Genomic DNA, 21,928 nt, shown 5'->3' with positions numbered 1-21,928 from the left:
CGTCCACGCCCATGAGACGTACCCCCACCCGACGGCGCGTCCCCGCCGCCCTCTCGGCCCTTCTCCTCACCCTCACCGCCCTCCTCCTCGGCGCCCCCGCCGCCGGAGCGGCCGCCACCGCGACGGCGGCCGCCACCGGGACGGCCGCCGCCCCCCTCGCCCTCGAAGCCACCTTCCCCGCCCCCGGCGACGGCTGGGCCAAGGTCGAGCGCTACCTCGACCCCACCCCCGGCTTCCGTACCGAGCAGTTCCCCGCCGACGGCCGCGGCGATCAGGACGGCCCCCGCCGCACCTACTTCGGCACCGGCGAGCCGTACTCCGGCCGCTTCCTGCTCTACTCCGCCTCCGGCTGGGACGCCGGCGGCACCGGCACCCCCGTCCTGCTGGTCCACGGCGCCAACGACAACGCCGACCGCGCCTGGGCGAACCCGGGGGAGGGGGGCACCTGCGGCGCCGCGAGCTGCCCGTCCACCGGCCTCGCCCAGTACCTGGCCGGGAGCGGCCACCGGGTGTTCGCCGTCGGCTTCGCCCACAAGCACGGCGACAACCTGCTCCAGGCCCAGGCAGTCGGTGACGCGATCACGCTGATCCGGGCCCGGCTCGGCGTCCCCCAGGTCGACGTGGTGGCCTGGAGCAAGGGAGAGGTCGCCGCCCGCGCGTACGTGTCCTCGGTGCGCCCCTCCTGGGGGCGGCCGTACGCGGGCGACGTGCGCCGCCTGGTCACCCTCGGCGGGCCGAACGGCGGGCTCGACTACGTCTACGCGCACGGCTGGGACTTCGACCTGGCCACCTGGCCGGCCTGCGGCGGTACCGCCAACGCGCCGTCCCCGCACCTGTACATGACCTGCTACGGCACGTACACCGCCCAGCCCTGCCTGGGAGTGCTGCCGACCGGTGGCAGCGACTGCTATCCGGGCCAGCGACAGCTGCTCGCCCGCTGGGACGCCGTCTACGGGGTGGACACCACCGCCCAGGACTGGTGGACCACGTACTACGGCGGCCAGGGCTTCTGCACCTCCGGCCAGGGCATCCAGGCGGCCGTCGACGCGGGCTCGCTGATCGCCCCGCTCCAGCGGGCCGGGACCCCGGCCCCGGTGCCCACCTATCTCCTCGCGGGCGGCTCGGCCGACATCCCGGGCGTGCTCGACGAGAACCGCGGTCCCAGCGACAGCATCGTGTTCACCGCGAGCGCCCTGGACACCACCGGCATCACGACCGTCGGCGGCACCCGGCTGCTCAGCGGGCTCAACCACCTGGAACTGGCCTGGTCGCCGGAGGCCGAGAGCCAGGTGGCCGCCTGGCTCGGCTGAACCTCCGGGCCTCGACCCGCGAACCCCCGGCCGCGGCGCCGGGATTGATCAACTCGGCGGCCACGCAGCGTCGTTGATCGACACCACTGTGAGCTGCGCGACAACCGGCCGGATGGAGTTGTCCGTTCACGCACAGCCTGCCTAGCCTGCAACGGGTCGTCCGCCCTCGCGGACTCCGCCGCCGGGACGCCGATTCCTGTCCACCCGTCGGCGGGCAGCCGAGCACGACAGCGGACGGGAGCGGGGGAACCAAGGTCAGCGCCCGGCCCGTACGCACCAGCGTGCGGGCTGCGGCTAGGGGTGAAGCCGCTCCGCAGGCGGCCGGGCAACTGCAGCCCGAATCCGACAGCTCACCTCGCAGGCGTCGCAGAGGACTCCCATGCCCCAGCCTGCCGGGCGCCGTCGCGCGCCCCGCCACGCCCGTCCGTCCCACCGCGGACGCAACGCCGCCCTCGCCGCCACCGGGGCACTCGCCATCAGCGGCGCCGGCCTGTTCGGGCTGCCGGCCGTCGCCGGTGCCCAGGCCACCACCGGCCCGACCGTCACCCAGGACCGGCTCGCCCCCGCCACCATGGTCGCGGGCAAGGCCACCACCGCCTCGCTGAGCCTGCACTCCTCGTCCTGCTTCGTCGCCAGGACCGTCGGCGTGGGCGTCCGCGACGCGCACGGCACCAACCTGGACTTCCCGGGCAACGCCGGCAACGTGCAGCTCTGCCCGAGCGGGTTCTCCTTCACCAGCGGCGCGCGCACCCTGCCCGCCGGGACCTACACCCAGTTCGGCTTCTGGCAGGACCTCGGCGGCGGCTGGCACAACCTGCCCTCGCAGCAGCTGGTGGTCTCCCGCGCCGGGACGTCGACGCCCACCCCGGCCCCCACGGCCACCTCCACCGCCAAGCCGTCGCCCACCACCACGCCGACCGCCGCCGCCCCCACTGCCGAGCCGGCCCCGACGGCCACCGCCACCACGGCGCCGACCGTCGCGCCCACCACGGCGCCGACCGCGAACCCGAGCGCCACCTCCACCCCGAGCGCCACGTCCGCCCCGAGCGCCACCTCCGCCCCGAGCGCCACCTCCACCCCCAGCGCCACCGCGAGCCCGAGCACCCCGGCGCCGGCCTCCCCGATCGCCGGGAAGTCGCTGACCTGGTCCGACGAGTTCAACGGCCCGATCGACTGGGGCCGACGGTGGGTCGGCGACAAGAGCACCGCGTACAAGTACGGCAACCACAACCCGGACGACAACAAGCTCGACTGGTTGAACAAGAACAACGTCAGCGTCGCGAACGGCGTCGCCACCTTCACCGCCACCCCCGGCGGCCCCACCCTGGAGAACGGCCGGCAGTCCTGGAACACCGGCTTCCTGACCACCGAGGGCTCCGCCGAGGGCTTCCAGGTCAAGACCGGTGACTACGCCGAGACCCGGGTCAAGCTGCCCTCGGGCACCGGCGCCTGGCCCGCCCTGTGGACCTGGAAGAACGGCAACGGGGAGGTCGACTCCTTCGAGTACCACCCCGACAACCCGGACCTGCTGGAGCTGACCAACCACGTCAACCCCGGCAACGCGGACTACTACACCGACGCCAATGCCGTCGCCAAGGACCAGTGGGTCACCATCGGCACCTACTACGGCGCCGACTCGGTGGACTGGTACGTCAACGGCGTCAAGGTGTTCTCGGACGGCAAGGGCGTGGGCGCCGACTTCTCGGCGTACCTGATCCTCAACCTCTCCGTCGGTGCCGGCAAGTACCACCCGGCGCCGCAGGGGAACACCCCGATCACCTTCGCCGCCGACTACGTGCGCGTCTACCGCTGACCGCTGACCGCTGACCGCGGAGGCCGAGCGCACGCAGCCCACAGACCAGCCGCTCTCAGGAACCGGCAGCCGTCTCGACCACCTCGATGTCGAACGGCTGCCGGTTGTTGCTTCCGTCCCGGTCGTCCGGACTGTGCACCTCGACCGCCCCGCCCTCCAGCACGCCCAGCGGCACGTCGGGGGAGATCCGCACCGGGACGAGCGCGGTCGCGCTGCGCCCCTGCTTCAGCCCGGCCCCGAAGACGCAGCGCACCGTACGCCCGCCCCCCAGTACCGCGCAGTCGGAGGGGAAGTACGGGCCCTGCGGCGTCACGCCCTGCGGCAGGGCGACGACCACCGTGAACGGCGAGCCCGTGGTGTCCGGGCCGCGGTTCGCGACGAAGGCGCGGATCGTGGTGGTGCCGCCGGGCGGCGCGGCCGCCGGATCCTGCCGGACCACCTCCAGGTCGGAGTCGGACCGCCCGGCGGCCGCTCCCACCGACGCGACCCGCGGCTCCGGCCGGGTCGCGGGGCGCGGGGCCGCCCAGGACGGCCCCGCGGCCAGCAGGGCGACCGCGCAACCCGCCGCCGTCCCCGCCGTGAACGCCGCCCCACCGGATCCGACCCGAAGCTCCCTGCGCCTGTCCTGCCCGCGTGCCATCGCCGCTCACCGCTCCCTCGCGCTCCGGCGGCCCGCTCCGGCGCGGGCCGCGTCCGCACCAGGGTGGTGGCACCGGCCCCGCGGGCCCGGCGCAACCCGCCCACGCGTCCGTCGAACGGAGGACGGTGCGGGAGGGATCCGATGGCCTCCCCACTCAGCAGGCCGGTCACGGCGACTGACGGACCGTCAGGGCGCGAGGACCTGCCCGAGACGGGAGGCGATCTGGTGCATCACCGGCACCAGCGCGGACGCCCCCGCCTGCTCCTCCAGTGCCCGGACCCGGGCCTCCGGGCCGGACACCGACAGGGCGGTGGGCGTCGGCGCGCCCGGTACCGCGAGCGCGATGCAGCGGACGCCGATCTCCTGCTCCTGGTCGTCGACCACGTACCCGCGCTCGCGCGCCTCGGCGAGCTGGTCCATCAGCTCCTGCGGGTCGGTCACGGTGTACTCGGTGTGCGCGGGCAGCGGGTTGGGGCCCAGGATCGCGCGCGCCTCGTCCTCGGGGAGCTGGGCGAGCAGCGCCTTGCCGACGCCGGTGCAGTGCGGCTGCACCCGCCGTCCGACCTCGGTGAACATCCGCATCGAGCGCCGCGACTGCACCTGCCCGACGTACACCACCTCGCCGCCCTCCAGCACGGCCAGGTTGGCGGTCTCGCCGGTGGCCTCCATGAGCTCGGCCAGGTAGGGGCGGGCCCAGCTGCCGAGCAGGCGTCCGGCCGTCTCGCCGAGGCGGATCAGCCGGGGGCCGAGGGTGTAGCGGCGCGCGGTGTCCTGGCGGACGTAACCCTGCTGGACGAGGGTACGTACCAGTCGGTGGATGGTCGGCATCGGGAGGCCGGAACTGCTGGAGAGCTCGCTGAGGGTGGCCACCCCGCCGGAGTCGGCCAGCGCCTCCAGGAGTTGGAAGGCGCGCTCGACGGACTGCACGCCGCCGCTCGCGCGGTCGGCGCCTGTCGTCGATGCTGTGTCGGGGGTCGCAACCACCGGCGTTCCCTTCGCTGTCGGGGAGGAGTAGAGTCCCGGCGACCTCTTCAACAAACCGTTGAAATTCTGTATCGCGGAAACTAGTCTCCACTTTACAGAATCGAACTCGCCGACAGGCGGGTAACGATCGAGGAAGTTCCCGAGGAAGCTCCCACCGGAGCTCCCTTGCCAGGCTCAACCGTCTTAGGAGTGTCCTGCTCATGGCTGCAGATCAGGGGCCCGTCGGCGCCTCCCCCGCCGCTCCGGTCGTCACTGTCGCCGGTCCGCGCGTCCACCGGGCGGAGGAGGTGCTCACTCCGGAGGCGGTCGCCTTCGTCGTCGGCCTCCATCGCGCCTTCGAAGGGCGTCGGCAGGAGCTCCTGGCCAGGCGGAAGACCCGACGGGCCGAGATCGCCCGCACCGGCACGCTGGACTTCCTCCCCGAGACCGCCGACGTCCGGGCCGGGGACTGGAAGGTCGCCGAGGCGCCGCGCGCGCTCCGGGACCGCCGGGTCGAGATCACCGGCCCCACCGACCGCAAGATGGTCATCAACGCGCTCAACTCCGGAGCCAAGGTCTGGCTCGCCGACTTCGAGGACGCCACCTCCCCGACCTGGGAGAACGTGGTCAGCGGCCAGGTCAACCTGATCGACGCCTTCGAGGGCCGGATCGACTTCACCAGCTCGGCCGGCAAGGCCTACACCCTCAAGCCCGCCGCCGAACTCGCCACCGTCGTGGTCCGCCCGCGCGGCTGGCACCTGGACGAGAACCACCTGCTGGTCGACGGCGTCCCGGTGGCCGGCGCGTTCGTCGACTTCGGCCTGTACTTCTTCCACAACGCGGCCCGGCTGCTCGCCAAGGGCGCCGAGGACCCCAACTCCGGCCCGTACTTCTACCTGCCGAAGACCGAGAGCCACCTCGAAGCCCGGCTCTGGAACGACGTCTTCACCCACGTCCAGGCCCAACTCGGCATCCCGCACGGCACCATCCGGGCCACCGTGCTGATCGAGACCATCACCGCGGCCTTCGAGATGGACGAGATCCTCTACGAGCTGCGCGACCATGCGGCCGGCCTCAACGCCGGGCGCTGGGACTACCTGTTCTCGATCGTCAAGAACTTCCGCGACGCCGGTGAGCACTTCATCCTGCCGGACCGCAACAGCGTCACCATGGCCTCGCCGTTCATGGCCGCCTACACCCGGCTGCTGGTGCGGACCTGCCACAAGCGGGGTGCCCACGCGATCGGCGGCATGGCCGCGTTCATCCCCAGCCGCAAGGACCCGGAGGTCAACGCGGCCGCGCTGGAGAAGGTCAAGGCGGACAAGGACCGCGAGGCCGGCAACGGCTTCGACGGCTCCTGGGTCGCCCACCCGGACCTCGTCCCGGTCGCCCGGGCCTCCTTCGACGCGGTGCTCGGCGAGCGGCCCCACCAGAAGGACAACCCCGGCCCGTCGGAGCCGGTCACCGCGGCCGACCTGCTCGACATCGCGGGCGCCGGCGGCACCTGCACCCACGCCGGGCTGCACAACGCCGTCCAGGTCGGCATCCGCTACATCGAGGCGTGGCTGCGCGGGCTCGGGGCGGTCGGCATCTTCAACATGATGGAGGACGCCGCCACCGCCGAGATCTCGCGCTCGCAGATCTGGCAGTGGATCCACAACGGGGTCGTGCTGTCCGACACCGGCGAGAAGGCCACCGCCGAACTGGTCCGAAGCCTGGTCGCCACCGAACTGGCCGAGCTCCGTGCCGAGCTCGGCGCCGAGGCCTACCAGGCCGGGCGCTGGCGCGAGGCCGCCCAGCTCTTCGAACAGGTCGCCCTGGCCGAGGAGTTCGCGGACTTCCTGACCCTCCCCGCGCTTCCCCTGCTGGGCTGAGCACCAATCTATCCACCGGCGCCACCGCTGCCGCCTGCCGGGCTGTAGCAGTTCCGCCCCCGTTTGCTCCGTTCCGTACGGCGACGAATCCACCTGTCCTCTCGTCGTCGTGCGGAACGGTCTTTTCTTTGTGAGGAGTTCACTGATGGCGCGCATCTTCTTCAACGGCCAGGCGATGGTCGGCGGACCGTTCCACGGCAAGGTCGCCGACGCCCTGATCGGCCCGGTCCGCACCGCGCCCGGCTACCGCTTCTTCTCGATCGACCACAGCGGCGGTACGGACGTCTGCCCGGGGCTGCTGGCCGACCCGGGCGTCGACAGCGCGATCGAGGGCGAGCTGTACGACATCAGCCTGGAGCGTCTGCGGGACGTCATCCTGCCCGGTGAGCCCCGGGAGCTGGAGCTCGGCGTGATCGAGCTGGAGGACGGCTCGCCGTGCCTGTCCATGCTGCTCGCCCGGGGCGAGGTCGAGCGCGGGGTGCACCGCGAGATCACCCACCACGGCGGCTGGCGCGCCTACCTGGCGACGCTGGGGCGTACGGCCTGACGGCCTGCCGGCCCGACGGAGACAGCCGGACGGCCGGCAAACAGGCTTCAGCGAACAGATGATGAAAGTTGTCATCTGTTCGCTGAAGTCTGTCAGCTGAAATCTGTTCGCTGAAATCTGTTGGTTGAACTCTGTTCGCTGAAGTCTGTTCCCGCCCACGCCGCGGCCCCGAACCCTCGCCGTGGGTTCGGGGCCGCAGTCCGCACACCCTGCCGGGCCTACGGAGTCCGGGTCACGCACCGTCCCTGGGCGCCCCGGAGTCTTCGGTGTCGGACCGTCACACCGGCCGGGCGGCGAGTTCCTTGGCCGCGCGGGCACAGGCCCGGGCGATCCGGTCCTCGTTGACGCTGGTCAGCTCGCCCTTCTCCACCACGGCGTTGCCGTTGACGAACAGCACCGCCAGCGGCGGCAGCGCGCCGAAGGTGAGGGCCGCGACCGGGTCGGCGATCGAGGAGTGCATGACGCCGTCGATCTTCCAGAGCGCCAGGTCGGCCAGCTTGCCGGCCTCGATCGAGCCGATCTCGTTCTGCCGTCCGAGCACCCGGGCCCCGCCCATGGTGCCGAGACGCAGCGCCTGGCGCCCGGTCAGCGCGGTCGGGGAGCCGTGGAGGCGGTTGATCAGCAGCGCGTTGCGCAGCTCGGTGCCCAGCTCGCCGGACTCGTTGGAGGCGGTGCCGTCGACGCCGAGCCCGACCGGTACGCCGGCCTTGAGCATGTCGGGCACCCGGGCGATACCGGCGGCCAGGCGGGCGTTGGAGGACGGGCAGTGCGCGACACCCGTACCCGTCTCGGCGAACTTGGCGATGTCGGAGTCGTTCATGTGGACGCAGTGGGCCATCCAGACGTCCTCGCCGAGCCAGCCCACCGACTCGAAGTAGTCGGTCGGCCCCATGCCGAACAGCTCCTTGCAGAACTGCTCCTCCTCGGCCGTCTCCGAGCCGTGGGTGTGCAGCCGGACGCCCTTGCGGCGGGCGAGTTCGGCGGACTGGCGGAGCAGGTCGGTGGAGACCGAGAACGGCGAGCAGGGCGCGATCGCCACGTGCAGCATCGAGCCGAAGGAGGAGTCGTGGTAGCGGTCCACGGCGGCTTCGGAGGCGGCCAGGATGTCGTCGAGCTCCTCGACGGCGTGGTCCGGCGGCAGTCCGCCGTCCTTCTTGCTGCGGTCCATCGAGCCGCGCAGCGCGGTGAAGCGCAGGCCGAGCTCCTGGACGGCCTCGATCGAGGCGCCGAGGACGTCGCCTCCGTCCTTGGGGAAGACGTAGTGGTGGTCCGAGGCGGTGGTGCAGCCGGACTTGAGCAGGGCGGCGGCCGAGCCCTGGCTGGCGGCGTGCACGAGATTCTCGTCGATCCGGGCCCAGGTCGGGTAGAGGGCGACCAGCCAGTCGAAGAGGATGTCGTCCTGGGCGAGCCCGCGGGTGATCCACTGGTAGAAGTGGTGGTGGGTGTTGACCAGGCCCGGGGTGATCAGGTGGCCCTCGCCGTTGATGCGGCGCACCACGTTGTCCAGCCAGTTGGGGGCGGGGCCGTCCCCGACCGACTCGATGCGGTTGCCGAGGATGACCACGTGGCCGCGGGCGTACTCGGTGTCGGCGGCGTCGACGGTGGCGATCGCGACGTTCTCGATCACGATCCGCTGGTCGGCGGGTGGGGGCTGGACTGCCATGGTGTCACTCCTATGGGGGAGGGCCAGGAAGGGCGCGCCCCCGAGGGTGGGCGCCCCCCCCCCGGCCCGGGAGGACGGGGTCGCCCTCGGCCCCCGCGCGCCCGGGGGCGGGGCCGGGGGGGGGGGGGGGGGGGGGGGGGGGTGTGTGGGGGGGGGGGGGGGGGCGGGGGGGGGCGGGGGGGGGGGGCCCCCCCCCCCCCGCCCGGACCGGTCAGGACGGTGTCGCCGTCGGCACCGTCGCGCCGGGGGCCTGGCCGGGTAGGGATTCCGATCCTGACCGGCGGGTGGTCCCGACGTGGTGGAAGAGCAGGTTGAGCAGGACGGCCATCACGCAGCCGGCGGATATCCCCGAGTGCATCAGGGTCCGGACGGCCTCCGGGAAGGAGTCGTAGAAGTTCGGCACGGCGATCGGGATGATGCCGACACCGAGCGAGACCGACACCAGGATGGTGTTGGCGCTGGACTCCATGCCGGCCTCCGCGAGGGTGCGGATACCGCTCGCCGCGACCGTGCCGAAGAGCACGATCCCGGCGCCGCCGAGGACGGGCTGCGGCACGAGGGAGACGACCGATCCGAGCACCGGGAAGAGCCCGAGCAGGATCAGGATGCCTCCGCCGGCCGCGACCACGAAGCGGCTGCGGATCTTCGTCAGCGCCACCAGCCCGATGTTCTGGGCGAAGGCGCTGGCGGCGAAGCCGTTGAAGACGGGGCTGAGCGCGGTGGCCAGTCCGTCGGCCCGGAGGCCGGCGGCGAGGGTGGGTTCGTCGGCCTCGCGCTCGACGATCTTGCCGAGGGCGAGCATGTCGGCGGTGGACTCGGTCATCGAGACCACCATGACGATGCACATCGAGACGATGGCGGCGGCGTCGAACGCGGGCGCGCCGAAGTGGAACGGGGACGGAAGCGCGAAGACCTTCGCGTCCTGGACCGCGCCGAAGTCGGCCAGCCCCAGCGGGAAGGCGATCAGGGTGCCGAACGCCAGCCCGATGAGCAGGGACAGCTGCTGCCAGAAGCCGCGCAGCAGCCGGTTGCAGAGCACCACCGCGACGAGGGTGATCGCGGCGAGGCCGATGGCCCGCATGGAGCCGTACCCGGGGGCGCCCGGCGAGCCGCCGCGCGCCCAGTTCACCGCCACCGGGAGCAGGGACACCCCGATGAGGGTGATCACGGTGCCCTGGACGACCGGTGGGAAGAACCGGATGAGCTTGCAGAAGTACGGCGCCGCGAGGAAGCACAGGGCCCCCGCGACGATCACCGCTCCGAAGATCACCGGGAGGGCGTCCTTCGGTCCCCCTGTCCTTTCGATGGAGCCCTTGGCGATGGCGATCATGGGCGCGACGCCCGCGAACGACACGCCGTTCACGAACGGCAGCCGCGCGCCGATCTTCCAGACGCCGAGGGTCTGGAGCAGGGTGGCCAGTCCGGCGGTGAACAGGCTGGCCGAGATGAGCAGGGCGAGGTCGGCGGCGGACAGTCCGACGCCGGCGCCGACGATGAGCGGGGGTGCGACGACCCCCGCGTACATCGCGGCGACGTGTTGGAGCCCGGTGGAGAACAGCTTCACCGGGGGCAGCACCTCGTCCACGGGGTGGATAGCGGGGTGGGTACCGGGACGGGTCCCGGACCCGGACGGCTTGCCGGGGAGGCGTGTTGAGGCGCCGTCCGGACCTGGGTTTCTTGCTGGGGTGGAACCGCCGTCGTTACTGCTGGTGTTGCTGGGTGCCATGTCGAGCCCCTCTTGTGCCCGTGGCTCCCGGCGCGCCCGTGGCGCTGGAGACCCCCCGAGGGCGGGACGGCGGAGCAAGGATCCCTCGGGGCGCTTCTCCAGTGCCCCGGGCCGGCCGCCGTGAGGCAGACACGAACTCCGGTTGGTGGGGGTGGAGAAACAGGTGGTGCGGGTGGTGCGATCCGCCAGGACTCGACCGGTCCGTGCGGACCGGAGGTGCGGCGACTCCGGGCGGAGTCCGTGGGGCGAGCTGGGTGGAGCTGGGTGGAGCGGGGGTGGAGCGGGGGTGGAGCGGTGGCGCGGGTGGCGCGGTGGGGGAGGTCAGACCACCGGGATGACCGGTACGACGCCCTCGCGGTGCACGGTGCCCTCGATCAGGCCGTACATGCGGTCCGCGGCGTAGTAGACCTCGTTCTCGTTCTTCAGCCCGAAGGGCTCCAGGTCGACCAGGAAGTGGTGCTTGTTGGGCAGTTCGAGGCGCACCTCGTCGACCTCGGCGCGGTTGTTGAGGACCCGGGTGCCCATCGAGTGCAGGGTCTGCTGCAGCGAGTAGGAGTAGGTCTCGGCGAACGCCTCCAGCATGTGCCGCTTCACGTGGGTGTAGGAGCGGTTCCAGTTGGGCTGGGCCTCGCCGTCGCGACCGCTGTAGCCGTACTTCCAGCGGGCGGTGACCTGGGTGGCGAGGATGCGGTCGTACGCCTCCTGGAGGGTGGTGTACTTGTCCTTGATGTAGCCCCAGAACTCCGAGTTGGTGGAGTTCATCACGATCAGGTCCTTCAGGCCGGAGATGACCTGGACCTTCTCGCCGTCGTAGACGACCTCGGTGGTGCGGGTCTCCTGGCCGTTGCGGACGAAGGAGTGGCCGACCTCCTCCGAGCCGATGAAGCGGGCCGAGCTGTCCGGCGTCTTGATCCGGTCCCAGGCGTACTCCTCGATCCGGATCCGGGCGCTGTGCACGACGCCGCGCTCGGTGTCGTCGACGAAGTGCCGGGCCAGCAGGATGCCGAAGGCCTCGGCCGAGTCGATGCCGTACTCCTTGGCGAAGGCGTAGACGGTGTTCTTGGTGGTGTCGGTGGGGAGGCAGTTGGCGTTGGACCCGGTGAGGTGGACGTCCTCGAAGTCGCCCTGGAGGGAGACCGAGACGTTCAGGTCCTTGATCTCGTGCCGGGTGGAGTCGCGGTAGACCCGGACGATGCGGTTCTCCGCCTTGCCGTACTGGTTCTGACCGAGCACGTGGGCCATGACAGGCTCCTAAGCTTCAAGGTCGGTCTACTAGCTTCCGCGGTAGACCGAGTATCCGAACGGGTTCAGCAGCAGCGGCACGTGGTAGTGGTGCTGCGCGGGCGCGACCGTGAAGACGATCGAGACCTCGGGGAAGAACGGCGGCTCCTCGGACTTGCGCGCGTAGTACGCGGCGGTGTCGAAGAGCAGCCGGACGACCGAGCCCGCCTCCACGGCCGGCAGGTCCTTGACCCGGCCGTCGGAGTCCGTGGCGGAGGTGCCGAGCACCTGCCAGCCACCCTCGGTGTGCAGTGCGAGCTCGACCGGGACACCCTCGGCCGGGCGGCCGAGGCTGGTGTCGAGCACGTGGGTGGAGATGCCAGTCATGGGTGAGGTGACCTTACTGATGGCAGAGGTGATGGTGCGTCGGTGAGAAGGGAGAGGCGACGCACGGACGGTCCGGGGCCGCCCACGAAGCATTCTTGACGCTGCGTCAGGAAGCGTCGAGGAGGCGGTTGAGCCGGATGTCGTTGATCTTGCGCAGTTCGCCCCGGACGATCTCCGCCTCGGTGGCGGGATCGTTGGGGAGGCGCTCGCGCAGGGCGGCGAGCATGGTGGCCGCGGTGCGGCCGGTCGCGCAGATCAGGAACACGTGGCCGAACTTGGCCTCGTAGGCGGCGTTGGCCTCGTGCAGTTCGTCGAGGACCGCTTGGTCCACGCCCTGGATGCCGGCCTGTTCGCGCTCGGAGGTGGCGTCGCCCGCCTTGGGCTGTCCGATCCGGGCGTGTCCGGCCATCGCGTCGCGCAGGTCCGCGTCGGTCAGTCCGGCCATCGCCGCCGCGTTGGCGGCGAGCAGGGCCTCGCGGCTGGACCAGGGCTTGGCCTCCGCGACGGCGGCGGCCCAACGGGGGCTGGAGCATACCTCCAGCAGGATCCCTTCGAGTTCCGCGGCATCGGCCGCGTCAAGGGCGTGGGGGTGGTTGGTCACGGGTGGACCTCCTGAAGAGTGGTGCCACCCGGAAAAGCTAGATCGGCCCCACCCAGCCGTCAACAGTTTGTTGAACGGTTGGTGGTTACGTTTTGAACCGGCCCCCGGTGCGGGGCCCTTTCGTGTGCGATTCGCCAAGTGTGCCCCGCCGTGGGCCGATCCAGACTGCTCGGCACCGGCGGGGTCACCCGCTCGGCGGACCGCCCGGGGCGGCCCGGGGCCGCTCAGGAGGGCTTCGTGCCGTCCTGGCGGTTCAGGTAGTTGTACACGGTGAAGCGGCTGACGCCCAGGGCCGAGGCGACCGTCTCGACCCCGTGGCGGACGGTGAAGGCGCCGCGCTCCTCCAGGAGGGCGACGACCCGCTGCTTCTCCCAGCGGTCCAGCTCGGCCAGCGGGCGGCCGTCGAACTGCCGGGTCATCTCGGCCAGCAGTCGGTCCAGCGCACTGCTCAGGTGCGGCAGCCGGACGGCCAGGGCCGGGGTGCCCTCCCACTCCAGGACGACATCCTCGGCCTTCGCCTCGTCCAGCGGGACGGGCGTGGCGCCGACGGCGGCCAGCAGCGGCTTGACCGCCGCGGCCAGCGGGTGTTCCACGTGCTGCTCGGTCACGGCGTACCGCCCTCCTCGTCCAGCAGGCTGACCTGGACCGAGATCCGGGTCGCCCCGGCGTCCAGGGTCTCCCGGAGCAGCCGGGTCACCGCGGCGAGGACCTGTTCGGCCTCGCCCTCGGCGCCGGTCCCGAAGGGGCCGACCGACACGTCCAGGCCGGCCTCGTCGACGACCTTGCGGGCCGCCGCGGCGTGCTCCGGGAACGTGTCCAGTTCGAACGGTTCTGTCGTGAACTCCACCATCAATCGCACGTGCTCACTGTATCGAGCGGGGGTGGGCGGGGGCAGGGGCTGGGCGATCGAACAGCCGCGGGCACTGGTGGCGGCCCCTTCCGGGCTACTTCAACAAAATGTTGCGGCAGCCTTGACACTCCCTCGCCGGGCCGGAGATGCTTCCACCACACAGAATCCCTCTTCCGGATCGTGGAAGTTGCGGATGAAGGAAGAGAGAGTGAGAGGTGATGGACGTGACGGCGGCTGCCAAGCACGGCTTCACGGTCAACCTGTCGATCCTGTTCGGCGAACTCCCGCTGCTGGAGCGCCCCGCGGCCGCGGCGGCGGCCGGCTTCACGGCCGCCGAGCTCTGGTGGCCCTTCGGCGCCGAGCACGACCCGAGCCAGGCCGAACTGGACGCGCTGCGCAAGGCGTTCGGCGACGCGGGCGTCCGGCTCAGCGGCCTCAACTTCCTGGACGACCTGAGCCAGGGCGCCCGGGGCACCGCCTCGGTCCCGTCCGAGCGGGACCGGTTCCGCGCCAACGTCCCGGTCGCCGCGGAACTCGCCGCCTCGCTCGGTGCCACCGCGCTCAACGCGCTGTACGGCAACCGGATCGAGGGCGTCGACCCGGCCGAGCAGGACGCCCTCGCGCTGGAGAACCTGGTGCTCGCCGCCGAGGCGGCGCACGGGATCGGCGCGGTCCTGCTGATCGAGGCCCTCAACAAGGCCGAGTCGCCGGACTACCCGCTGGTCTCCGCGGCCGCCGCGGTCGAGGTGGTCGACAAGGTCAACGCCGCCACCGGACTGGGGAACGCCAGGTTCCTCTGCGACCTGTACCACCTGGCCAAGAACGGCGAGGACCTGGCGGCGGTCATCGACACCCACGCCGACCGGATCGGTCACGTGCAGATCGCCGACAACCCGGGCCGCAACGAGCCCGGTACCGGCGAGCTGGACTTCGAGGACCTGTTCGCCCGGCTCAGCGCCGCGGGCTACACCGGCTCGATCGGCCTGGAGTACCGCCCCTCCCCCGGCGTCAGCGCCGACAGCTTCGGCTGGCTGCCGCGTGAGCTGCGCGCGGCCCGGTAGCCCCGGCAGCGCGAGGCGAGGCGGCGTCCGAAGGCCGCCGGCAAGCCACCCCTCCCACCCGCACACGTAAGGAACCCGACGCGATGAGCGCCTCCCGCAAGATTGCCTTCGTCGGCCTCGGCATCATGGGCAAGCCCATGGCCGTCAACCTGGTCAAGGCCGGCCACCACGTGACCGGCTTCGACCTCTCCCAGGCCTCGATCGACACCGTGGTCGCGGCCGGCGGCCACGGCGCCGCCAGCATCGCGGACGCGGTGAAGGACGCCGAGGTCGTCATCACCATGGTCCCGGCCGACCCGCACGTCGAGGCGGTCATCCTCGGCGAGGGCGGCGTCCTGGAGAACGTCCGCGCCGGCGCCCTGGTGATCGACATGTCCTCGATCACCCCGCAGACCTCCATCAAGGTCGGCAAGGCCGCCCGCGAGAAGGGCGTGCGCACCCTGGACGCCCCGGTCTCCGGCGGCGAGGCCGGCGCCATCGAGGCGGTGCTGTCGATCATGGTCGGCGGCGAGGCGGCGGACTTCGCCGAGGCCAAGCCGCTGTTCGACGCGCTGGGCACCACGGTCGTCCACGTCGGCCCCGACGGCGCCGGCCAGACCGTCAAGGCCGCCAACCAGCTGATCGTCGCGGTCAACATCCAGGTGCTCGCCGAGGCCGTGGTGTTCCTGGAGAACGCCGGCGTCGACCTCGCGGCCGCGCTGGACGTGCTCGGCGGCGGCCTGGCCGGCTCCACCGTGCTCAACCGCAAGAAGGCGAACATGCTGAACCGCGAGTTCGCGCCCGGCTTCCGGATCGACCTCCACCACAAGGACATGGGCATCGTCACCGACGCCGCCCGCGCCGTGGGCGCCGCGCTGCCGGTCGGCGCCGTGGTGGCCCAGCTGGTCGCCTCCGCCCGGGCCAACGGCGACGGCTCGCTCGACCACTCGGCGCTCCTGCGCGGCGTCGAGCGGCTCTCCGGCCGCGAGGTCAAGTGACCCGCCGGGTCGCCTGACGCGTGAGATCACCCGACCCGCGAGGTCGAGTGGTCCGCGAGATCACCCGACCCGCGAGGTCGAGTGGTCCGAGAGGTCACCCGACCCGAGTGGTCGGGTGACCGGAGGGGCCCGGAGCCCCGACAGACTCCTCCTGGCGGCGTGTACCTGATCCGGTCGTGCCCGCGCCGCCAGGAGGCCAGACCCGACCGGCGTGCGGGCAGGGGCTCATCCGCCCGCACGCCGGTCGACCCAAGCCGGTGACGCGCACACCCTCCCCCGGGGGCACTTCGGTCGTGCCTGCTGCGTGTCGCCTGGCCCCCTCCCCGCCGAGGGGAGCCCCTCGTACGTCGGAAGCGGGACGAGGGGAACGGCGGGGAGGGGGTCGCACCACCTCCCGCGGCCCGGGCCTCACCACCCGGGCGGGGGTCGCCTTCCCCGGGCACCGGACACATGCTTGTCGAACCACCGCCAGACCCCGTACGGAAGTGAGGACCACCGATGCCCCCCACCCCCCACCAGGGTCACGTGGTCGTAGCGCCGGACAAGTTCAAGGGCACCCTCGAAGGCGCCGAGGTCGCCGCCCGGATCGCCGCCGGCATCCGGCGCGCCGCGCCCGGCATCGAGGTGCGCGAACTGCCCGTGGCCGACGGCGGCGAGGGCACCCTGGCCGCGGCGCTCGCGGCCGGCTTCGACCGCGTCCCGGCCAAGGTCGCCGGTCCGACCGGCCTGCCGGTGGACGCCGCGCTCGCCGTCCGCGGCGACACCGCCGTGGTCGAGCTGGCCCAGGCGTCCGGACTCGCCCGGCTGCCCGGCGGCCGGACCGCCCCGCTCGCGGCCGGCTCCTACGGCGTCGGCCAGCTGATCGGCCGGGCGGTGGCCCTGGGCGCCAAGCGGATCGTCCTCGGTCTCGGCGGCAGTGCCTGCACCGACGGCGGCGCCGGCATGGTGCAGGCGCTCGGGGTCCGGCTGCGGGACGCCGACGACGTCGAACTGCCGCCCGGCGGAGCCGCGTTGCGCCGTCTGGAGCGGATCGATCCCGGCCCGCTGGCCGAGCTGCTGACCGGCGTCGAGGTCGTGGTCGCCTGCGACGTGGACAACCCGCTGCTTGGCCCGCGCGGCGCCACCGCCGTGTACGGCCCGCAGAAGGGCGCCGACGGGGACGACCTGGTGGTCCTGGAGGCGGGGCTGACCCGTTTCGCCGACCAGGTCGCCGCGGCGACCGGACGGGACGTGCGGCAGGCCCCCGGCGCCGGGGCCGCGGGCGGGGTGGGCTTCGCCGCCCTCGCCCTGCTCGGCGCCACCATGCGACCCGGTATCGAGCTGCTGCTCGAACTGCTGGGTTTCGACGAGGCCGTGCGTGGGGCACGCCTCGTCGTCACCGGTGAGGGCTGCCTGGACGCTCAGACGCTCCACGGCAAGGCCCCCGCCGGAGTCGCCGCGGCGGCCGCTCGGGCGGGGGTTCGGGTGGCCGCCGTGGCGGGTCGACTGGAGCTGTCCGAGCCGGAGTGGCGGGCGGCCGGCTTCACCGCCGCGATCGCGCTCACCGACCTGGCCGAACAGCCCGGAGACAGCATGACCAGGGCCGGTGAGCTGGCCGAGCTGGCGGGGGAGCGGCTGGCCGGAGCGCTGCTGCCGGGCTGATCCCTCGTACGTTCCTCCATTGACGTTTTGTTGAAGGCGGCCCTAGGCTCCCGGCAATCCTTCGGTTCCCACCCACTCCGACCACCCGGCGAGCGCCTCCCCGGGCCGCGTGGTCCGGTGTGGCCCCGCGTACCCACATCCCCCCAGTTCCAGGTTTCGGAGGTTCCCATGCCGTTCAGCCAGCCAGCGGTGATCCGCTCCCGCCGGGCCGTGCTGCCCGCCGGAGAGCGCCCCGCGGACGTGCTGATCCGGGACGGGAGGATCGAGCAGGTCGCCGCCCACGGATCGCTGGTGGTCGGCGACAGCGAGCTCGTCGACCTCGGCGACACCGCCCTGCTGCCCGGCCTGGTCGACACCCACGTGCACGTCAACGAGCCCGGCCGCACCGAGTGGGAGGGCTTCGCCACCGCCACCCGGGCCGCCGCGGCCGGCGGCGTCACCACGATCATCGACATGCCGCTCAACTCGATCCCGCCCACCACCACCCTCGACGGGCTGGCCGTCAAGCGGAAGACCGCCGAGGGCCAGACCTGGGTCGACCTCGGCTTCTGGGGCGGGGCCGTCCCCGGCAACGTCGCCGACCTCGAACCCCTTTACGGCGCGGGCGTGTTCGGCTTCAAGAGCTTCCTCGCCCCGTCCGGCGTCGACGAGTTCCCGCACGTCGAGGCCGCCGACCTGGAGGCCGCCCTGGCCGAGCAGGCCCGGATCGGGGCGCTGGCGATCATCCACGCCGAGGACCCGGCCGTGCTCGCCGCCGCACCCCAGCAACCCGGCGTCCACTACCGGGACTTCCTCGCCTCCCGCCCCTCCGGCGCGGAGACCGCGGCGGTCGCCAACCTGCTCCGCACGGCCCGGCGCACCGGCGCCCGGGTGCACATCCTGCACGTCTCCTCGGCCGCCGTGCTGCCGCTGCTGCGCCGGGCGCGCGAGGACGGCGTACGGGTGACCGCGGAGACCTGCCCGCACTACCTGACCCTCGCCGCCGAGCAGGTGCCGGACGGCGACACCGCCTTCAAGTGCTGCCCGCCGATCCGCGACGAGGCCAACCGGGAAGCGCTCTGGCAGGCCCTGGCCGACGGCGAGTTCATCGCCGTCGTCTCCGACCACTCGCCGTCCACCCCCGACCTCAAGCTGCTGCCCGAGTACGGCGGCAGCGGCGACTTCGCGGCCGCCTGGGGCGGCATCGCCTCGCTGCAGCTGGGCCTGCCCGCCATCTGGACCGAGGCCCGCCGCCGCGGCCACACCCTCTCCGACGTGGTGCGCTGGATGTCCGCCGGACCGGCCGAACTGGTCGGCCTCACCGGCACCAAGGGCGCCATCGCGGCGGGCTGCGACGCCGACCTGGTGGCCTTCGACCCCGACGGCGAATTCTCCGTCCACGCCGGTGAGTTGCACCACCGCAACCCGGTGACCCCGTACGCGGGGCGGACGCTGACCGGTGCCGTCCGCACCACCTGGCTGCGTGGCCGCGCGGTGGACACCGGCGCCGAGCCCTTCGGCCGGCAGCTCACCCGGCCCGCCGGGTCCCTTCCCGACCACGCTTCCTGAGCCGGAGCCGCTCCCCGGGCCGAAGAGCCGCAGTGGCCTCCGCGCCGACACCGCTTTCTGAACCGACACGTCTTCCGAGGAGAGTCAGTGACCACTGCCGACACCCCCAGCGCTCCCTTCACCGAGCTGGTCAACCTGGCCTCCCGACTGCTCGGCGCGGGCGTCGTCGCCACCAACGAGGACACCTTCGCGGACGCCGAGAACCTGCTGGTGGCCAAGCCGGCCGAGTTCCGCCCGCACACCTTCGGCCACAAGGGCCAGATCATGGACGGCTGGGAGTCCAAGCGCCGCCGCGGCGTCTCCGCCGAGCAGCCGCACCCCACCGACCAGGACCACGACTGGACGATCGTGCGGCTCGGCGTCGGCGGCGTGATCCGCGGCGTGATCGTCGACACCGCCCACTTCACCGGCAACTACCCGGAGAGCGCCTCGGTCGAGGCCGCCTCCGTACCCGGGCACCCCTCGCCCGAGGAACTGCGGGACGCCGAGTGGACCGTCATCGTGCCGCGCACCCCGCTCCGGGGCGACACCGCCCACGAGTTCGCCGTCCAGGACGACACCCGCTACACCCACGTGCGGCTCAGCATCTTCCCGGACGGTGGCGTCGCCCGGCTGCGGGTGCACGGCGAGGTGCTGCCCGATCCGCGCGAACTGGACGGCCTCACCTTCGACCTGGCCGCCCAGGAGTACGGCGGCGTGGCCGAGGCGGCGTCCGACCGCTACTTCTCCTCCCCGCACAACCTGAACGCTCCCGGTCGCGCCTCCGTCATGGGCGACGGCTGGGAGACCCGGCGTCGGCGCGACAAGGCCAACGACTGGGTGCAGATCGCCCTGGCCGGGGGCGGCGAGGTCCTGGCCGCCGAGGTGGACACCACCCACTTCGTCGCCAACGCCCCCGGCTGGGCCGACCTGATCGGCTTCGACGCCTCGACCGGTCAGGCTGCGACTTCACAGCCACCGGCCGACGGCGAATGGTTCGAGATCCTGCCCCGCACCCGCCTCCAGCCCGACACCCGGCACCGCTTCCGGCTCGACGTCGGCCGCCCGGTGACCCATGTGCGGATCAACGTCTACCCGGACGGCGGGCTCGCCCGCCTCCGGCTCACCGGCCGCCTCACCGAGGCCGGCCGCGCGGCCCTCGCGCTGCGCTGGTTCAACGCGGTCCCGGCCGCCGAGGCCGCGGCCGCCCTCGCCGACGCCGGACTGACCGCCGAGGAGGCCGACGCGCTGGCCGCCGCCCGCCCGCTGGCGGACCCGGCGGCGGCCACCGCCGCGGTCGCCGGCCTCCAGCCGGCCGACGGCCCGGACGGTGAGCACTCCGCCCGCCGCCGCTCGGCACTGTGGCGCCTGCTGGGCGTCTGACAACCCCGCTGACACCCCGCTGCCGGCCCGCGCGCCCGCTCAACCTCTCCACGCACCGCCTTATCGACACCTGAAGGACCCTCCATGTCCAAGATCCTGACCACGGAGTCCGGCGCCCCGGTCGCCGACAACCAGAACTCGGCCTCGGCCGGCGAGTACGGCCCGCTGCTGCTCCAGGACCAGCACCTGCTGGAGAAGCTGGCCCGGTTCAACCGTGAGCGCATCCCGGAGCGCGTCGTGCACGCCCGCGGCTCCGGCGCGTACGGCTACTTCGAGGTCACCGACGAGGTGTCGAAGTACACCCGGGCGGCCTTCCTGTCCGAGGTCGGCAAGCGCACCGAGGTCTTCCTGCGCTTCTCCACCGTGGCCGGCAACCTGGGCGCCGGCGACGCGGTGCGCGACCCGCGCGGCTTCGCCGTGAAGTTCTACACCGAGGAGGGCAACTACGACCTCGTCGGCAACAACACCCCGGTGTTCTTCATCAAGGACCCGATCAAGTTCCCCGACTTCATCCACTCGCAGAAGCGCGACCCGTACACCGGCGTGCAGGAGGCGGACAACGTCTGGGACTTCTGGGCCCACTCGCCGGCCTCGACCCACCAGATCACCTGGCTCTTCGGCGACCGCGGCATCCCGGCCTCGTACCGCCACATGAACGGCTACGGCTCGCACACCTACCAGTGGGTCAACGCCGAGGGCGAGGCCTACTGGGTCAAGTACCACTTCAAGACCAACCAGGGCATCCGCAGCCTGGACAGCGACCAGGCCGCCGAGGTGCTCGGCGCCGACGCGGACTCGCACCAGCGCGACCTCCACCAGGCCATCGAGCGCGGAGTGTTCCCGTCCTGGACCCTCTACGTCCAGCTGATGCCGGTCGCCGAGGCCGCGGACTACCGCTTCAACCCCTTCGACCTCACCAAGGTGTGGCCGCACGCCGACTACCCGCTGGTCAAGGTCGGCCGCCTGGTGCTCAACCGGAACCCGGAGAACGTCTTCGCCGACGTCGAGCAGTCCGCGTTCTCGCCGAACAACTTCGTGCCCGGCATCGGCCCGTCCCCGGACAAGATGCTCCAGGGCCGCCTGTTCGCCTACGCCGACGCCCAGCGCTACCGCCTCGGCGTCAACCACACCCAGCTGCCGGTGAACGCCCCGCGCGCCACCGAGGTCAACAACTACGGGCGCGACGGCTACAACGCGCTCAACCCGGCCGGCCGGGGCAAGAACTACGAGCCCAACTCGTACGACGGGCCGGCCCAGACCGACGACGCGCTCGCCGCGCCGCTCAAGCTCGACGGCCACACCGGCACCTACACCACGCCGGCCCACACCAAGGACGACGACTTCTTCCAGGCCGGCGAGCTCTACCGGCTGATGTCGGAGGAGGAGAAGACCCGCCTGATCAACAACCTCGCGGGCTTCCTCGCGCAGGTCACCCGGGACGACGTGGTCGAGAAGAACCTCGCCCACTTCCACGCCGCCGACGAGGAGTACGGCGCCCGGCTCGAAGCGGCCGTCGCCAAGCTCCGCGCGGGCGACGAGGGCTGACGCCCCGGTTCCTGCGCCGGACGACCTGTCCGCACCCTCGGGGCCGCCGGTGCCCGCACCCCGGCGGCCGTACGAAGGGCCTCTCCCCCCTGGGCAGTGGGGGAGGGGCCCGTCGGGCGTTCCGGGGACGTGGGGGCGTTCCGGGGCGTGGGGCGTGGCGTGCGGGTCGGGGCGCCTTCCGCGCGGCTCGGGGGCGCGG

18 protein-coding genes, 1 pseudogene and 1 riboswitch are annotated in these 21,928 nt (G+C 72.5%); of the genes and pseudogenes, 10 read left to right on the top strand and 9 right to left on the bottom strand.

Annotation, left to right across the window (positions count from 1 at the left end; all coding sequences use genetic code 11):
• Nucleotides 1–11: 11 nt before the first annotated feature.
• Both ACIRVF_RS07475 and ACIRVF_RS07470 read left to right on the top strand, forming a co-directional pair.
• Nucleotides 12–1,310: an esterase/lipase family protein gene (locus tag ACIRVF_RS07475; protein ID WP_402815077.1), complete on the top strand. Its 1,299-nt coding sequence runs from the start codon at nt 12–14 to the stop codon at nt 1,308–1,310.
• A gap of 255 nt (nt 1,311–1,565) precedes the next feature.
• Nucleotides 1,566–1,687, top strand: a riboswitch (cyclic di-AMP (ydaO/yuaA leader).
• 2 nt (nt 1,688–1,689) lie between these two features.
• Nucleotides 1,690–3,123 (top strand): hypothetical protein, encoded by a 1,434-nt coding sequence (locus ACIRVF_RS07470; RefSeq protein WP_402815074.1) that lies wholly within the window; start codon nt 1,690–1,692, stop codon nt 3,121–3,123.
• 55 nt (nt 3,124–3,178) lie between these two features.
• Here ACIRVF_RS07470 and ACIRVF_RS07465 read toward each other — a convergent pair whose 3' ends face one another.
• Together ACIRVF_RS07465 and ACIRVF_RS07460 are read right to left on the bottom strand one after the other, a co-directional pair.
• A complete protein-coding gene (locus ACIRVF_RS07465) occupies nt 3,179–3,763 on the bottom strand; it encodes a hypothetical protein (protein WP_402815072.1) in 585 nt (194 codons plus the stop codon).
• A 186-nt stretch (nt 3,764–3,949) separates the two neighbouring features.
• Entirely contained in the window at nt 3,950–4,747 is a 798-nt protein-coding gene (locus ACIRVF_RS07460) for an IclR family transcriptional regulator (RefSeq protein WP_402815070.1), read from the bottom strand.
• Between the two features lie 200 nt (nt 4,748–4,947).
• Between ACIRVF_RS07460 and aceB the strand changes: the two genes are divergently transcribed.
• Both aceB and ACIRVF_RS07450 read left to right on the top strand, forming a co-directional pair.
• The gene (gene aceB, locus ACIRVF_RS07455; RefSeq protein ID WP_402815068.1) at nt 4,948–6,600 is read left to right on the top strand and encodes a malate synthase A; all 1,653 of its coding nucleotides are present in this window, start codon (nt 4,948–4,950) and stop codon (nt 6,598–6,600) included.
• A gap of 145 nt (nt 6,601–6,745) precedes the next feature.
• Nucleotides 6,746–7,147, top strand: a complete 402-nt coding sequence (locus ACIRVF_RS07450) for a gamma-glutamylcyclotransferase (RefSeq protein ID WP_402815065.1) — start codon at nt 6,746–6,748, stop codon at nt 7,145–7,147.
• Nucleotides 7,148–7,424: 277 nt separating this feature from the next.
• Here the strand turns inward: ACIRVF_RS07450 and ACIRVF_RS07445 are convergent, their stop codons facing one another.
• The 7 genes from ACIRVF_RS07445 to ACIRVF_RS07415 all read right to left on the bottom strand — a co-directional run bounded on the left by ACIRVF_RS07445 (nt 7,425) and on the right by ACIRVF_RS07415 (nt 13,595).
• Nucleotides 7,425–8,810 carry an 8-oxoguanine deaminase gene (locus ACIRVF_RS07445; RefSeq protein ID WP_402815063.1) on the bottom strand — a complete coding sequence of 462 codons (1,386 nt, stop codon included), beginning with the start codon at nt 8,808–8,810 and terminating at the stop codon, nt 7,425–7,427.
• Nucleotides 8,811–9,021: 211 nt separating this feature from the next.
• Nucleotides 9,022–10,536 (bottom strand): nucleobase:cation symporter-2 family protein, encoded by a 1,515-nt coding sequence (locus tag ACIRVF_RS07440; protein ID WP_402815060.1) that lies wholly within the window; start codon nt 10,534–10,536, stop codon nt 9,022–9,024.
• Between the two features lie 321 nt (nt 10,537–10,857).
• Complete coding sequence (gene pucL / locus ACIRVF_RS07435) at nt 10,858–11,778, bottom strand: factor-independent urate hydroxylase (RefSeq protein WP_402815059.1); 921 nt, start codon at nt 11,776–11,778, stop codon at nt 10,858–10,860.
• 30 nt (nt 11,779–11,808) lie between these two features.
• The gene (gene uraH, locus ACIRVF_RS07430; protein ID WP_030282979.1) at nt 11,809–12,144 is read right to left on the bottom strand and encodes a hydroxyisourate hydrolase; all 336 of its coding nucleotides are present in this window, start codon (nt 12,142–12,144) and stop codon (nt 11,809–11,811) included.
• A gap of 106 nt (nt 12,145–12,250) precedes the next feature.
• On the bottom strand, nt 12,251–12,745 hold the full coding sequence (gene uraD, locus ACIRVF_RS07425; protein WP_402815056.1) for a 2-oxo-4-hydroxy-4-carboxy-5-ureidoimidazoline decarboxylase: 495 nt from the start codon (nt 12,743–12,745) through the stop codon (nt 12,251–12,253).
• Nucleotides 12,746–12,969: 224 nt separating this feature from the next.
• Entirely contained in the window at nt 12,970–13,353 is a 384-nt protein-coding gene (locus tag ACIRVF_RS07420; protein WP_402815053.1) for a helix-turn-helix domain-containing protein, read from the bottom strand.
• Complete coding sequence (locus tag ACIRVF_RS07415) at nt 13,350–13,595, bottom strand: thiamine-binding protein (protein ID WP_402815750.1); 246 nt, start codon at nt 13,593–13,595, stop codon at nt 13,350–13,352. The genes ACIRVF_RS07420 and ACIRVF_RS07415 overlap by 4 nt, the downstream gene beginning before the upstream one ends.
• 218 nt (nt 13,596–13,813) lie before the next feature.
• On the opposite strand from ACIRVF_RS07415, the gene ACIRVF_RS07410 reads away from it, so the two are divergent.
• The 6 genes and pseudogenes from ACIRVF_RS07410 to ACIRVF_RS07385 all read left to right on the top strand — a co-directional run bounded on the left by ACIRVF_RS07410 (nt 13,814) and on the right by ACIRVF_RS07385 (nt 21,729).
• A complete protein-coding gene (locus tag ACIRVF_RS07410) occupies nt 13,814–14,656 on the top strand; it encodes a TIM barrel protein (RefSeq protein ID WP_402815051.1) in 843 nt (280 codons plus the stop codon).
• Between the two features lie 83 nt (nt 14,657–14,739).
• A complete protein-coding gene (locus tag ACIRVF_RS07405) occupies nt 14,740–15,633 on the top strand; it encodes a 2-hydroxy-3-oxopropionate reductase (RefSeq protein ID WP_402815048.1) in 894 nt (297 codons plus the stop codon).
• A gap of 498 nt (nt 15,634–16,131) precedes the next feature.
• On the top strand, nt 16,132–17,274 hold the full coding sequence (locus tag ACIRVF_RS07400; RefSeq protein ID WP_402815045.1) for a glycerate kinase: 1,143 nt from the start codon (nt 16,132–16,134) through the stop codon (nt 17,272–17,274).
• Nucleotides 17,275–17,442: 168 nt separating this feature from the next.
• Entirely contained in the window at nt 17,443–18,822 is a 1,380-nt protein-coding gene (gene allB, locus ACIRVF_RS07395) for an allantoinase AllB (protein WP_402815042.1), read from the top strand.
• 57 nt (nt 18,823–18,879) lie between these two features.
• Nucleotides 18,880–19,971: pseudogene (gene alc, locus ACIRVF_RS07390) on the top strand (allantoicase); the annotation flags it as partial.
• 297 nt (nt 19,972–20,268) lie between these two features.
• Complete coding sequence (locus ACIRVF_RS07385; RefSeq protein WP_402815040.1) at nt 20,269–21,729, top strand: catalase; 1,461 nt, start codon at nt 20,269–20,271, stop codon at nt 21,727–21,729.
• Nucleotides 21,730–21,928: the final 199 nt, after the last annotated feature.

The organism is Kitasatospora sp. NPDC101157, from assembly GCF_044768255.1.
GTDB lineage: Bacteria > Actinomycetota > Actinomycetes > Streptomycetales > Streptomycetaceae > Kitasatospora.
This window is presented reverse-complemented; position numbering and strand designations above follow the sequence as displayed.

Bases quoted from the DNA above. Each gene is read 5' to 3' on its own strand.
- ACIRVF_RS07475 (WP_402815077.1), top strand. From the start codon at position 12: ATGAGACGTACCCCCACCCGACGGCGCGTCCCCGCCGCCCTCTCGGCC.
- ACIRVF_RS07470 (WP_402815074.1), top strand. From the start codon at position 1,690: ATGCCCCAGCCTGCCGGGCGCCGTCGCGCGCCCCGCCACGCCCGTCCG.
- ACIRVF_RS07465 (WP_402815072.1), bottom strand. From the start codon at position 3,763: ATGGCACGCGGGCAGGACAGGCGCAGGGAGCTTCGGGTCGGATCCGGT.
- aceB (WP_402815068.1), top strand. From the start codon at position 4,948: ATGGCTGCAGATCAGGGGCCCGTCGGCGCCTCCCCCGCCGCTCCGGTC.
- ACIRVF_RS07450 (WP_402815065.1), top strand. From the start codon at position 6,746: ATGGCGCGCATCTTCTTCAACGGCCAGGCGATGGTCGGCGGACCGTTC.
- ACIRVF_RS07445 (WP_402815063.1), bottom strand. From the start codon at position 8,810: ATGGCAGTCCAGCCCCCACCCGCCGACCAGCGGATCGTGATCGAGAAC.
- ACIRVF_RS07440 (WP_402815060.1), bottom strand. From the start codon at position 10,536: ATGGCACCCAGCAACACCAGCAGTAACGACGGCGGTTCCACCCCAGCA.
- pucL (WP_402815059.1), bottom strand. From the start codon at position 11,778: ATGGCCCACGTGCTCGGTCAGAACCAGTACGGCAAGGCGGAGAACCGC.
- uraH (WP_030282979.1), bottom strand. From the start codon at position 12,144: ATGACTGGCATCTCCACCCACGTGCTCGACACCAGCCTCGGCCGCCCG.
- ACIRVF_RS07415 (WP_402815750.1), bottom strand. From the start codon at position 13,595: ATGGTGGAGTTCACGACAGAACCGTTCGAACTGGACACGTTCCCGGAG.
- ACIRVF_RS07410 (WP_402815051.1), top strand. From the start codon at position 13,814: ATGGACGTGACGGCGGCTGCCAAGCACGGCTTCACGGTCAACCTGTCG.
- ACIRVF_RS07405 (WP_402815048.1), top strand. From the start codon at position 14,740: ATGAGCGCCTCCCGCAAGATTGCCTTCGTCGGCCTCGGCATCATGGGC.
- ACIRVF_RS07400 (WP_402815045.1), top strand. From the start codon at position 16,132: ATGCCCCCCACCCCCCACCAGGGTCACGTGGTCGTAGCGCCGGACAAG.
- allB (WP_402815042.1), top strand. From the start codon at position 17,443: ATGCCGTTCAGCCAGCCAGCGGTGATCCGCTCCCGCCGGGCCGTGCTG.
- ACIRVF_RS07385 (WP_402815040.1), top strand. From the start codon at position 20,269: ATGTCCAAGATCCTGACCACGGAGTCCGGCGCCCCGGTCGCCGACAAC.